This is a genomic window from Streptomyces sp. CB01580 (assembly GCF_001905795.1).
GTDB lineage: Bacteria > Actinomycetota > Actinomycetes > Streptomycetales > Streptomycetaceae > Streptomyces.
Genome location: NZ_LIXJ01000004.1, coordinates 125,121 through 137,711, shown reverse-complemented (window position 1 = coordinate 137,711; position 12,591 = coordinate 125,121). Strand labels below are relative to the sequence as shown.

Sequence of the window (12,591 nt, the reverse complement as noted above, 5' to 3'; positions counted from 1 at the left end):
TCGGGCGCGCCCGCGGGTGGAAGCCCGCGCGGCCGGGACCGGGGCCGCGGGCCGGCGCAGCCGTGCCCGGCCCGCGCATGACGTTTCCGCGTGCGGACCGGCGCTCCGCGTCGCTCCGTCCCCGCGTTACTCCGTCCCGGCGACCGCGTACGCCTCCACGGACCAGAGCGAGTAGCCGAACTCGGTGCCCCGGGCATCGCCCTGGACACGGATGAAGCGGGTGTCCTTCGCGTCCATCCGCACCGACTCGCGCCCGCCCCGACCGTCCCGCACGGTCGCTGCCGTGCGCCAGGTCCGCCCGTCCGGGGAGACCTGGACGCGGTAGCGGGAGGCGTAGGCGTCCTGCCAGTGCAGCACCACCTGGCCGACCCGGGCCGGACTCGACAGTTCCGCCTGCCACCAGGCGCCGTCCTCGACCGGCGAGGACCAGCGGGTCTCCGGATCGCCGTCGGAGGCTGCCGACGCCGGGAAGTCCGGGGTCTCGTCTCCCGAGGAGGACGCGGTGGCGGCGCGCAGCAGGTCGGGGCCCCCGGTGCGGGGATACGCCCGTACGGTGAGCGTGCTGCGTTCCTCGCCGAAGCCGATCGGCACCTCGTACTCGCCCGCCGGGGTGCCCGCGGGGACGGTGATCTCGACGGGGACGTCGGTACGGGAGCCGCGCGGCACCCTCGTCTGCTTCGGCACGCTCACCTCGATGCCCTCGGGGGCCTGCGCGGTGAGCCTGCCCCGCACCTCGGCGGGGCGCCGGGCGGCCAGCCGGGCCCGGACCCGCTGCGGCCCGCCGCCGATCTCGGCGTCCGTCTCGCCGCGCGCGAGGTCGAGCCGGGCGGCCGGTTCGTCGCCGAACCACGGCACGAGCGCCCGTACGCGCGGAGCCGCCGCGTCCCCGGAGGCGCCGTTCCCGCTCCCGGACGCGGAGGGTCCGCCGGCGGTCAGTCCGTTCCCGGACGCATCGCCTCCGGAGACCCCGGAGGTGTCGCTCCCGCTCGTGCCCTCCGGGACGATCGGCGGCAGCGCGCCTGTGATCACCGGGGGAGCGGCCGGACCGTCGACGGGCCAGCCGATCCGGATCGCGTCCGCGCGCAGCCCCCGGACCGGCGTCTGGGTCCAGCCCGTGCCCGACACCGGGCCCAGCCGACGCCAGCCCTCGCCGGGCACGTGCGCCTCCAGCGTCGCTCCGGCCGCCGTGCCGCTCCCGGGCACCGTCATCGCCGTCACCGTCTCCACCGGACGGGCCCGGTCCAGCCGCACCGTGTAACTGCCCGGCGCCCGGGTCACCGTGCCCTCCTTCCGGTCCGCGCCGGTCCAGGCGTCCGCCTCCCGGCGCACCCGGTCCAGGAACGGGCCCAGCACCCCCGCACCGACCGTCGCGCCGCTCTTCCTCGTCGCCCGGTGCAGCGGCTCCAGCGCCAGGGACGCCCGCCACGCGGCGGCGCCGTCGCCGCGCGACTGGGCCCCCAGCAGATCGACGGCCAGTTCGCCCGCCCGGCCGTACCGGGACAACTGCTCGGTCCACGGCCGCACTTCCTCGTCGAGCCGCCCGCCGGCCGGCCCCTTCAGCCGCTGCGGGGCCTCGCGCATCACCGTGAAGGCGGCGCGCAGCGCGCGCTCGGCGCCGTCCCGCGCCGCGGCGTCCTGAGCCGTGCGCGACCGCCAGAAGGCGTCCAGCAGCGGTCGCAGGTACGCCGACTCGTCGCCGCCCAGGACGGACGTCGCGTTGTTCCCGGCCAGCGCGCGCAGCGCGTCCCCGGCGCGGGCGTCGCCGCCCGCGAGGTCGTCGATCGCCGCCCGCCAGGACTCCTGCGGCCGGTACCCCTTCGGGTTCCACGCGAAGTCCGCGGTGGTGAACAGCGGGATGCGGGACGCCGACGGCTGCTCCATGGCGTTCGCGAGCAGCGCCGCGGAACCGGCCGCCACCGCCGGGTCCCGGCCGGTGTACGGGCCCAGGAAGATGCGGTCCTGCGCATAGTCGTTCACCGGGTAGTTGTCCATCGTGACCAGCGGATGCCGGAACGCGGCCCGCGCACCGGCCAGTTCGCCGCCGGTGATGGTCCGGGGCACGACCCCGACACCGGTCCAGGCGACCTGCACCCGGTCGTCCAGCCCCTTCGCGAGCGCCGTGCGGTACGCGGTCGCCCCGTCCTGGTAGAACTCCGTCGGCATCACCGACAGCGGCTCCGCGCCCGGATGGCGTTCCGCGAGGTGCCGTGCCACCGCGCTCGCCACCCGCGCCTGCGCCCGGGCCGCCGCCTCGGGGCCCCTGCCGAACGTGTCGGCGTCGTCGCCGCAGTGCCACTCGCTGTAGCTGACGTCCTGGAACTGCAGCTGGAACGCCCGCACGCCCAGCGCCCACATCGCGTCGAGCTTCTTCGTCAGCGCCCGCACGTCGTCGTCCGACGCCATGCACATGCTCTGACCGGGGGCGACCGCCCAGCCCAGCGTCACGTGCTCGGCACGGGCCCGTTCGGCCAGCGCCCGGAAGTCGGCCCTCCGGTCGGCGGGGTAGGGGTCGCGCCAACGCGCCTGACGGTAGGGGTCGTCACCCGCCGCGTAGAGATACCGGTTCTGCTTCGTACGCCCCATGAAGCCGATCTGCGCCAGCCGTTCGGCCCGGGTCCACAGCTCCCCGTAGAAGCCCTCCGTCATCCCGCGCACGGCGGTGCCGGGCCAGTCCCGGACCGTGACCCCGGCGACACCGCCGTCCCGGAGCAGCTGACGCAGCGTCTGCACCCCGTGGAACAGGCCGTCCTCGCCGACGCCGTCCACGGCGACGGTGTCGCGGCCCGCGACCCGGCCGACCGCGAGCCGGTAGCCGCCGGAGGGCAGATCGCCGCGGTCCGGGACGCGCAGCGCGCGCAGCGCGGCCCCGGCACTGTCGCCGCCGAGCCGGACGACGGGGCCGCGGCCCGGCAGCGTCTCGTGGACGGTGCGCACGCCCGCACCCCGCAGGATCTGCCGGAGCGCCTCCACGGCGTACGGATCGGCGTTCGCGTCGGCCACGAGCGTGACCTCCGCGGTGAGCGGGACGGACGGGCCGGACCTCTCGATGGACTGGGGACGCGGCCACACGGCGGGGGGCGCGCCCTCGTCCGTGCGGTCCGGCGTGGTGACGGTGGGGGAGCCGGGCGCCGAGGGGGCCGCGACCGCGGCCGGCGTTCCCGTGGAGAGCAGCCCGCCGAGCACGGCGACCGCGACGGCCGTCGCCCGCTTCCCGTACCTGAGCCGCATCGCCCGTCTCCCTCGCTTCCCCGGCTCCCGCCGACGGCGCTTTCTTCGCCCCGGCCGACGTTCGCCTCGTTCTCGCCGATGGTGCTTCCGTGGTCCCACCGGTGGCTTCCGAGCCCACCACCCACGCGCGAGGGTGTCAATGCACGGGGCGGTTGTGCCGCAAATGCCCGATGCGGTGGAGGTGGTGAGGGAGGATCGGTCATCGGCGTGGGACACCAAGGATGACGCCGAATGGCCGAAATCGACGGACGACTTGCGGAGAACCGGGCCCAGGGGAACGGAATGTGACTCGGGGCACGTTGAACTCGTTGCGATAACGCCTGCGTCTGCGGCCGGCCCCGCTGGGTAGGCGCGCTGTGCCCTGTTCCGCCACGGCCAGGAGGCCACCATGCCCGCTGCCGCGCAGCTTCTGTTCTCCGCCCTCTCCCGACAGGCATCCGATCCCGATCCGCTCCCCGGCCCGTCGTCGCCCGGCGTGTTCCCCGCGCCCGGACCCGGCCCGCTGACCAGCGAGCCCCCGCTCGCCGACGCGATACCTCTGACCAGCGAGCCCCCGCTCGCCGAGGCCACCCCGTTGACCAGCGAACCCCCGCTCGCCGTCAATGCCCCGCTGACCAGCGAGCCGGCCACCGCCGGCAGCACGTGGGGCATGGAGTCCCCAGGAGTCTGAATGGGCCTGTCCCGGCTCGCCGCACTGCACGGCGTCGCCACCTCCTACTCCCCGTCCGCCGGTGTCACGGTGTCCGTCCCCGACGACACCCTCGTCGCCGTGCTCGCCGCGCTCGGCGTGGACGCCGCCACCCCCGACTCGGTACGGGAGTCGCTCCTCGCCGCCGAGTCCGCCGCCCGCTCCGCGCTCCTCCCGCCGACGCTCGTGGTGTGGTCGGGGGAGCCGCCGCCCGCGGCGCTGACCGCCCTGCCGCCCGGCACCACGCTCGACATCGCCCTTGAGGACGCCGGCTCGCCCCCGCCGCTCTCCATGCGGATCACGCCCGCCGGAGCGGGCGGCGGCGCGGCCCCGGGCCGGGGCGCTCGTCCGGGCGGGACCACGAGCACGGGCGCGAGGGCCGCCGGTACGGGCACGGAGGCGGGCGGCGGCACGGGCGGACCGACGGCCCCCGCCTGGTGGAGCGAACCGCCGCTCGGCGTGCACCGGCTGTCCGTGCGTGCACCGGGCGGCCGGAGCGCGGGCGCCACGCTCGTCGTCGCCCCGGCCCGGGCGCCGGGCCCGCCCGAGCGCTGCCACGGCTTCCTCGTACAGCTCTACTCGCTGCTCTCCACCCGCTCCTGGGGCATGGGCGACCTCGGCGACCTCGCCGATCTGGCCGCTTGGTCGGGGCGCGCCCTCGGCGCCGGATTCATCCAGATCAACCCGCTCCACGCCGCCGTACCCGGCGATCCCACCGACCCGTCCCCGTACCGCCCCTCGTCCCGGCGCTTCCCCGACCCCGTCCATCTGCACGTCGAATCGATCCCCGAGTACGGCCACGTGGCCGACCGGGCCACCCTCGACGACCTGCGGCAGGGCGCCGCCGCGCTCGGCGACACGGTCCTGGACAAGGGCGCCCTGATCGACCGGGACGCCGTCTGGGAGCTCAAGCGCCGGGCCCTCGAACTCGTCCGGGACGTCCCGCTCACCCCGGGCCGCCGCGCCGCCTACTGCGACTTCCTGGCCGAACAGGGGCAGGCCCTGGAGGACCACGCCCTGTGGTGCGCCCTCGCCGAGGTGCACGGCCCCGACTGGCACACCTGGCCGACCGCCCTGCGCGACCCCCGCTCCGAGGAGACCGCCCGGGCCCGCCGCGCACTGGCCGACCGGGTCGACTTCCACTGCCGGCTCGCCTGGCTGACCGACGAACAGCTCGCCGCCGCCCAGCGCGCGGCCCGGGACGCGGGGATGGCCGTCGGCATCGTCCACGACCTCGCCGTCGGCGTGCACCCCGGCGGCTCCGACGCCTGGGCCCTGCGGGACGCCTTCGCGCACGGCATGTCCGTCGGCGCGCCCCCGGACGCCTTCAACGCCCGCGGCCAGGACTGGGGACTGCCCCCGTGGCGCCCCGACGCCCTCGCCGCGTCCGGATACGCCCCGTACCGCACACTGCTGCGCGGGCTCCTCGCCCACGCGGGGGCCCTGCGCGTCGACCACGTCATGGGCCTGTTCCGGCTCTGGTGGGTGCCCGAGGGGCGCCCGCCCGCCGAGGGCGCGTACGTCGGCCAGGACGCCGAGGCGATGCTCGCCGTCCTGGTGCTGGAGGCGCACCGCGCCGGGGCCGTCGTCGTGGGGGAGGACCTCGGCACGGTCGAGCCGTGGGTGCGCGAGACGCTGGCCCGCCGCGGTGTGCTCGGCACCTCCGTGCTCTGGTTCGAACGGGACTGGGACGGCACCGGCCGCCCGCTCGCCCCCGAGCGGTGGCGCGAGGGCTGCCTGGCCACCGCCACCACGCACGACCTGCCGCCCACCGCCGCCCGGCTGACCGGCGACCACGTGGCGCTGCGCCACGGCCTCGGCCTGCTCACCCGCGGCCTCGCGGAGGAGCGGGCCGCGGAGGCCCACGACACCGCGGAGTGGCTCGGCCACCTCGCCCGGCTCCGGCTGCTCCCGGAGGGCGAGGGCGACGAGGAGGGCGCCGTCCGCGCCGTACACCGCTTCCTGCTGCGCACCCCTGCCCGCATGGTCGGCGTCTGGCTCCCCGACGCCCTCGGCGACCGCCGCCCGCAGAACGTTCCGGGCACCTGGCACCAGTACCCCAACTGGCGGCTTCCCCTCGCCGACACGGAGGGCGACGCGGTCACCCTGGAGGAACTGGCCGCCGCGCCCCGGCTGCACCGGCTGATGGAGGTCTTCCGTCCGCGCGAGGAACACGGGACGGAGTGGCCGACGACGCGCACGGGGCCGTGACCCCGCCCTGATCCCGAGGCGTCCCGGCCCCGCGCGCGGGCGGCTCGTACGCGGTCCGTACGCGGTCCGTACGCGGTTCGTACGCCACCCGCCCGCGGTTGCGACGCCTGTACGGCACCCCCGGGCGCGCGCCCGTCGGGGGCGTTCGCTACGTTTGCACCGTGGACAAGAAGAACGCTATGCGCGCCGGCGCCGTCGCGGCCGGAACGACGCTGATGATGCTGCTCATGTCGTCCCCCGCGCTCGCGCTCACCCGCGACGACGGTGACGACCCCGGTCCGGGCCTGAGCGTGATGGAGACGATCGGGCTGTACGTCGTGGCCCCCATCGCCCTGTACGTGGTCATCGCGGGCCTGGTCATGATCTTCGACAAGTCCAAGAAGCAGGCCTGACGAGCCCCGGGGGACAGCTCCGACGGGTCCGGGAGACGGGCCCGTTTCCGGGCGGTCGACCCATGTCGGGGAGACGCCCCGTTCCCGCCGAGTGCGCCGCCGGTACCCCGTGCCGAGCGGCGCGCACGTGTGTCCGGACGGCGAAGGCCCCGGGCCGTCCCCGGACGGCCGGACGGGGCGCGGCCATGACCGGGGCGCGGACATGACCGACTGGGACGTCAAGAAGCTCCGCGTCCTTCGCACGCTGCGCGACCGGGGCACGGTCACCGCGACCGCGGAGGCGCTGCTGATGACCCCGTCGGCCGTCTCGCAGCAACTGTCCAACCTGTCCCGGCAGCTCGGCGTCCCGCTCCTGGAGGCTCGGGGGCGACGGGTCCGCCTCACCGACGCCGCGCACCTCGTGCTGCGTCACGCCGAGGCCGTCTTCGCCCAGTTGGAGCGCGCCGACGCGGAACTGACCGGCTATCTGCGCGGGGAGGCCGGCGAGGTACGGGTCGCGGCGTTCTCCACGGCGGTGCCCGCCCTCGTCGTACCGGCGGTGCGGCGGCTGCGCGCCGAGGACCGCCCGGGACCGGACGTGCGGGTGCGGGAGGCGGAGGCCGCACAGGCGTACGAACTGCTGGCCGCCGGTGACGCGGACCTCGCGCTGTCCCTCGCCGCCCACGCCCCGACCTCCCACGACCCCCGGTTCGCCGTGCTGCCGCTGCTCGCGGACCCGCTGGACGTGGCCCTGCCCGTCGGCCACCGCCTGGCCGCCGCGCCCGGTCTCCGGCTCGCCGACCTCCGTGACGACCCCTGGATCTTCGGCGGCTCCGGCCCCTGGTCGCGGATCACCACGGCAGCGTGCGAGGCCGCCGGGTTCGTACCCGAGCAGGCGCACAGCGCCGCGGGCTGGACGGCGATCCTGGCCATGGTCGAGGCGGGCATGGGGGTGGCGCTGATCCCGCGCATGGCGTCCGCGGAACGGCACGGCCGCCGGGGCGGCGTGGTGATGCGCGTACTGGAGGCGGACCAGCCGCGGCGCCACGTGGTGGCGGCGGTACGGCAGGGCGCCGAGCGGGGGCCCGCGGTGGCCCGGGTCCTCGCGGCGCTCGTCGGGACGGCCGCATCGTTCACTTCCACTGCACGGACAGTGCAGTAACTTTCGATGGACCTGACGGGTCGGTGGTGGCGACAGTAGCCCCATGACCTTCGACCAGAACGAGAACCAGCAGGGGAAGTCCCACGAGAACCACCACGAGAACGCCGTCGAGGACCCCCACGCCAACGACGCGGCCCCGTACGGTGGCGGCGACCCGTACGCCGACTACCGCACCACCGACCTCCCGTTCACCGATCTCGTCGACCTCGCCGACCGCCGTCTCGGCGCGGGTGTGATCGCCGCCAACGACGAGTTCTTCGCCCAGCGCGAGAACCTCCTCGTCCCGGAACGCGCGGTCTTCGACCCGGAGCGCTTCGGCCACAAGGGCAAGGTCATGGACGGCTGGGAGACCCGCCGTCGGCGCGGCGCGGACGCGCACCACCCGTTCCCGGCCCCGGACGAGCACGACTGGGCCCTGATCCGCCTCGGCGCCCCCGGCGTCATCCGCGGCATCGTCGTCGACACGGCGCACTTCCGCGGCAACTACCCGCAGCGCGTCTCGATCCGGGCGACGGCGGTCGACGGTACCCCCGGCCCCGAGGAACTCCTCGCGGACGACGTGAAGTGGGAGGAGATCGTCCCGCCGACCCCGGTGCGCGGCCACGCCGCCAACGGCTTCGAGATCACCAGCCGCCGCCGCTACACCCACCTGCGCCTCTGCCAGCACCCCGACGGCGGCATCGCCCGCCTCCGTGTCCACGGCGAGGTCCTGCCCGACCCGTCCTGGCTGGCCGCGCTCGGCACCTTCGACCTGGTATCCGTGCTGAACGGCGGCAGTCACGAGGACGCCTCGGACCGCTTCTACTCCTCGCCGACCCAGATCATCCTGCCCGGCACCTCCCGCAAGATGGACGACGGCTGGGAGAACCGCCGCCGCCGGGTCCGCGACACGAACGACTGGGTCCGCTTCCGCCTCCCCGCCCAGGGAGCGGTCCGGGCGGTCGAGATCGACACCGCCTGCCTCAAGGGCAACGCGGCCGGCTGGATCGCCCTGCACGGCCGGAACGGCGAGACGGGCGAATGGTTCGAGATCATTCCCCGCACCCGCCTCCAGCCCGACACCCTCCACCGCTTCCCGCTCCGTATCAGGGCGGTCGTCACCCACGTCCGCCTCGACGCCTTCCCCGACGGCGGCGTCGCCCGCATGCGCCTGCACGGCAGCCTCACAGAGACCGGCGCGGCCGATCTGGCCCGCCGCTACGAGCAGGCCGGGGCGTAGTCCGCCGCCGGGGCCGTGCCCGTCGCGGGTCCGGGCCGGGAAACAGGAACAGCGGTCCAGGAGCGCCGTTCGCCGTGTCGCAATGTAATACGGCGCGCCACGCTGGACTCATGAAGACCATCACCCAGCGCGAACTCGCGGCCCGGTCCAAAGCAGTCCTGGATGACGTGGAAGCGGGGGAGACCTACCACATCACCCGCAACGGGACAGAGATCGCCGAGGTCCGCCCGCTGACTACTCGCCGGAGGTTCGTCCCGGTCGAGGAGATGCAGCGCAAGTGGCGGACCGCGCCGCGTGTCGACTCCGCGCGGATGCGCGCGGAGTCCGACGCGTTCTTCGGGAGCGAGGAGCGGATCGCTGAGAGCGACGACCCCTGGGAGCGGTCCCGGGACCAGGGGCGGGCCCATGGGTGAGCGTCACGCGCGGGGGTTGCTGGACACCTGCACCGTCATCGAACTGCCGCACATCGCTCCGGAGCGGCTTCCGGTGGAGATGGCCGTTCCCGCTCTCGTACTGGCAGAGCCGGCCCAGGGGGTCGCCATGGCCAAGGACCCCGTGGACATGATGGCGAGGGCGCAGCGGCCGGCCGATGTGGAGGCGGACTTCGACGCGGTGCCGTTCGGGAGGGAGGCCGCGCGCCGGTACGGCACGCTGGTCGCGCTGGTCGTCAAGTCGGGACGGAACCCGCGTCCGCGACGCGTGGACCTGATGATCGTGGCTGTGGCGGCCGCCGAAGGGCTGCCGCTCCACACGCGCAACCCGGACGATTTCAAGGACCTCGAACAGGGCGTGGAGGTCGTCCCCGTCTGAGCCGCGTCCGGGAACCGCGGCGCCCCGGCCTGCCGGGAACGGCACCACCCCCGGTGCGCCCGGGACCGGCGCCGCTCCTGGCACGCTCCGGGACGGGAACGGGGAACGGCGGTGCCCCGGACCGCCGTGGCGGCGGGCCGGGGCACCTCGTTCTTCCGTGCGGGCCGCGTTACGCCGTGGCCGCCGCCGCGTCCGCCGCGCGGGCCTTCAGGGCGCGTTCCACGCCGGAGCGCGACTCGGAGACCAGGCGGTGCAGGGCCGCGTTCGGCTTCGCCGAGGACAGCCAGGCGTCCGTGGCGTCCAGGGTCTCCTGCGCGACCTGGACCGCCGGGTAGAGGCCGACGGCGATCTGCTGGGCCATCTCGTGGCTGCGGGACTCCCAGGCGCCCTTGACCGCCGCGAAGAACTTCTCCGTGTACGGGGCCAGCAGTTCGCGCTGGTCGGGCTGGACGAAGCCGGCGATGACCGCCTCCTGGACGGCGTTCGGCAGCTTGTCGGACTCGACGACCGAGGCCCATGCCTCCGCCTTCGCCGCCTCCGTGGGGCGGGCCGCACGGGCGGTCGCCGCGTGGCGCTCGCCCGCCGCCGTCCGGTCGCGCTCGTACTCGCCCGCGATCTCGTCCTCCTCGAAGACGCCGGTCGCGGCGAGCCGCTCGACGAACGCCCAGCGCAGCTCCGTGTCGACGGCCAGACCCTCGATGGTCTCCTTGCCGTCGAGCAGCGAGGACAGCAGGTCCAGCTGCTGCGGGGTGCGGGCGGTCGCCGCGAAGGCACGGGCCCAGGCCAGCTGGTGGTCGCTGCCCGGCTCCGCCGCGCGCAGGTGGGCGAGGGTCGCCTCGGTCCACCGGGCCAGACCGGCCTCGCGCCACTCCGGCGCCGCGTACAGGTCCAGCGCCAGCTTCACCTGGCGGTGCAGCGACTGGACGACGCCGATGTCCGACTCCTTGCCGATGCCGGAGAGCACCAGGGAGAGGTAGTCGCGGGTGGCCAGCTCGCCGTCGCGGGTCATGTCCCACGCGGAGGCCCAGCACAGGGCGCGGGGCAGGGACTCGGCGAAGTCGCCGAGGTGCTCGGTGACGACGCTCAGCGACTCCTCGTCGAGCCGGACCTTCGCGTACGAGAGGTCGTCGTCGTTGAGCAGGATCACGGCGGGGCGGGCGGTGCCGGCCGGGAACGGCACGGTGGTGCGCTCACCGTCGACGTCCAGCTCGATCCGGTTCGTACGGACCAGCTTGCCGGAGTCGTCGAGATCGTAGGCGCCGACAGCGATCCGGTGCGGGCGCAGCGTCGGCTCGCCCTTCGCGCCCGCGGGCAGCGCCGGGGCCTCCTGGACGACCGTGAACGAGGTGACGTGGCCGTTCTCGTCCGTGGTGATCTCCGGGCGCAGGATGTTGATGCCCGCCGTCTCCAGCCACGCCTTCGACCAGGTCTTCAGGTCGCGGCCGGAGGTCTCCTCCAGCGCGCCCAGCAGGTCGGACAGGCGGGTGTTGCCGTAGGCGTGCGCCTTGAAGTAGGCCTGGACGCCCTTGAAGAACTCGTCCATGCCGACGTATGCCACCAGCTGCTTCAGGACCGAGGCGCCCTTGGCGTACGTGATCCCGTCGAAGTTGACCAGCACGTCGTCCAGGTCACGGATGTCCGCCATGATCGGGTGCGTGGAGGGCAGCTGGTCCTGGCGGTACGCCCATGTCTTCATGGAGTTGGCGAACGTCGTCCAGGAGTGCGGCCACTTCGAGCCCTCCGCGTACGCCTGGCAGGCGATCGACGTGTACGTGGCGAACGACTCGTTCAGCCACAGGTCGTTCCACCACTCCATGGTGACGAGGTCGCCGAACCACATGTGGGCCAGCTCGTGCAGGATGGTCTCGGCGCGCGTCTCGTACGCCGCGTCCGTCACCTTCGAGCGGAACACGTACTGGTCGCGGATGGTCACCGCGCCCGCGTTCTCCATCGCGCCCGCGTTGAACTCGGGAACGAACAGCTGGTCGTACTTGGCGAACGGGTAGTCGTAGTCGAACTTCTCCTGGAACCAGTCGAAGCCCTGCCGCGTCACGTCGAAGATCGCGTCCGCGTCGAGGTACTCGGCCAGCGACGGGCGGCAGTAGATGCCGAGCGGAACGGTCCGGCCGTCCTTCTCGTAGCTGCTGTGCACCGCGTGGTACGGGCCGGCGATCAGGGCCGTGATGTACGTCGAGATGCGGGGCGTCGGCTCGAAGGACCAGACGTTGTCGCGCGGCTCGGGCGTCGGGGAGTTCGAGATGACCGTCCAGCCCTCCGGGGCCTTCACGGTGAACCGGAACGTCGCCTTCAGGTCGGGCTGCTCGAAGCTCGCGAAGACGCGCCGGGCGTCCGGAACCTCGAACTGGGTGTAGAGATATGCCTGCTGGTCGACCGAGTCGACGAAGCGGTGCAGGCCCTCGCCGGTGTTGGTGTACGCGCAGTCGGCGACGACCTTCAGCTCGTTGGAGCCCGCGACCAGGCCCGGGAGCGCGATGCGCGAGTCGTGGAAGACGGCCTCGGCGTCCAGCGTCCTGCCGTTCAGCTCGACCTCGTGCACGGTCGGCGCGACCAGGTCGATGAAGGTCTGCGCACCGGCCTCGGCGGAGTCGAAGCGCACCGTGGTCACGGACCGGAAGGTGCCGCCCTCCTGCGCTCCGGAGAGGTCGAGATCGATCTCGTACGCGTCCACGGTCAGCAGGCGCGCCCGCTCCTGTGCCTCTTCGCGGGTCAGATTCGTGCCAGGCACGCGGTCATCTCCTTGGGTGTGACGTTTTCGGCCATCCTTCCACGTCGCACGCGCGGGCGGAGTGCGGAGGAACGCGAGTGGAGCCCGGACGGACGCGAGTGGACGCGGGCGAGCGCGCGGGCGCACGAAGGGGCGGCCACCGCATCCCGGTGGCCG

Annotated in this window: 9 protein-coding genes; 7 read left to right on the top strand and 2 right to left on the bottom strand. The window is 74.4% G+C overall.

The genetic code is table 11. The features are described from left to right. Nucleotides 1-126 precede the first annotated feature (126 nt). Nucleotides 127-3,228, bottom strand: a complete 3,102-nt coding sequence (locus AMK22_RS08700; protein ID WP_073783066.1) for a beta-N-acetylglucosaminidase domain-containing protein — start codon at nt 3,226-3,228, stop codon at nt 127-129. 388 nt (nt 3,229-3,616) lie between these two features. Between AMK22_RS08700 and AMK22_RS08695 the strand changes: the two genes are divergently transcribed. The 7 genes from AMK22_RS08695 to AMK22_RS08665 all read left to right on the top strand — a co-directional run bounded on the left by AMK22_RS08695 (nt 3,617) and on the right by AMK22_RS08665 (nt 9,689). Continuing rightward, on the top strand, nt 3,617-3,898 hold the full coding sequence (locus AMK22_RS08695; RefSeq protein WP_073783065.1) for a hypothetical protein: 282 nt from the start codon (nt 3,617-3,619) through the stop codon (nt 3,896-3,898). After that, nucleotides 3,899-6,127 (top strand): 4-alpha-glucanotransferase, encoded by a 2,229-nt coding sequence (gene malQ / locus AMK22_RS08690; protein WP_073783064.1) that lies wholly within the window; start codon nt 3,899-3,901, stop codon nt 6,125-6,127. Between the two features lie 161 nt (nt 6,128-6,288). Then, nucleotides 6,289-6,519, top strand: a complete 231-nt coding sequence (locus AMK22_RS08685; RefSeq protein WP_073783063.1) for a hypothetical protein — start codon at nt 6,289-6,291, stop codon at nt 6,517-6,519. Nucleotides 6,520-6,721: 202 nt separating this feature from the next. Then, entirely contained in the window at nt 6,722-7,660 is a 939-nt protein-coding gene (locus tag AMK22_RS08680; protein ID WP_073783062.1) for a LysR family transcriptional regulator, read from the top strand. Between the two features lie 43 nt (nt 7,661-7,703). Then, nucleotides 7,704-8,879 carry an allantoicase gene (gene alc / locus AMK22_RS08675; RefSeq protein WP_073783061.1) on the top strand — a complete coding sequence of 392 codons (1,176 nt, stop codon included), beginning with the start codon at nt 7,704-7,706 and terminating at the stop codon, nt 8,877-8,879. 110 nt (nt 8,880-8,989) lie between these two features. Then, nucleotides 8,990-9,292: a type II toxin-antitoxin system Phd/YefM family antitoxin gene (locus tag AMK22_RS08670; protein ID WP_073783060.1), complete on the top strand. Its 303-nt coding sequence runs from the start codon at nt 8,990-8,992 to the stop codon at nt 9,290-9,292. Further along, nucleotides 9,285-9,689, top strand: a complete 405-nt coding sequence (locus AMK22_RS08665; RefSeq protein ID WP_073783059.1) for a type II toxin-antitoxin system VapC family toxin — start codon at nt 9,285-9,287, stop codon at nt 9,687-9,689. Before AMK22_RS08670 ends, AMK22_RS08665 begins: the two co-directional genes overlap by 8 nt. Before the next feature lie 169 nt (nt 9,690-9,858). Here AMK22_RS08665 and pepN read toward each other — a convergent pair whose 3' ends face one another. Further along, on the bottom strand, nt 9,859-12,435 hold the full coding sequence (pepN, locus tag AMK22_RS08660) for an aminopeptidase N (RefSeq protein ID WP_073783058.1): 2,577 nt from the start codon (nt 12,433-12,435) through the stop codon (nt 9,859-9,861). Nucleotides 12,436-12,591 lie beyond the last annotated feature (156 nt).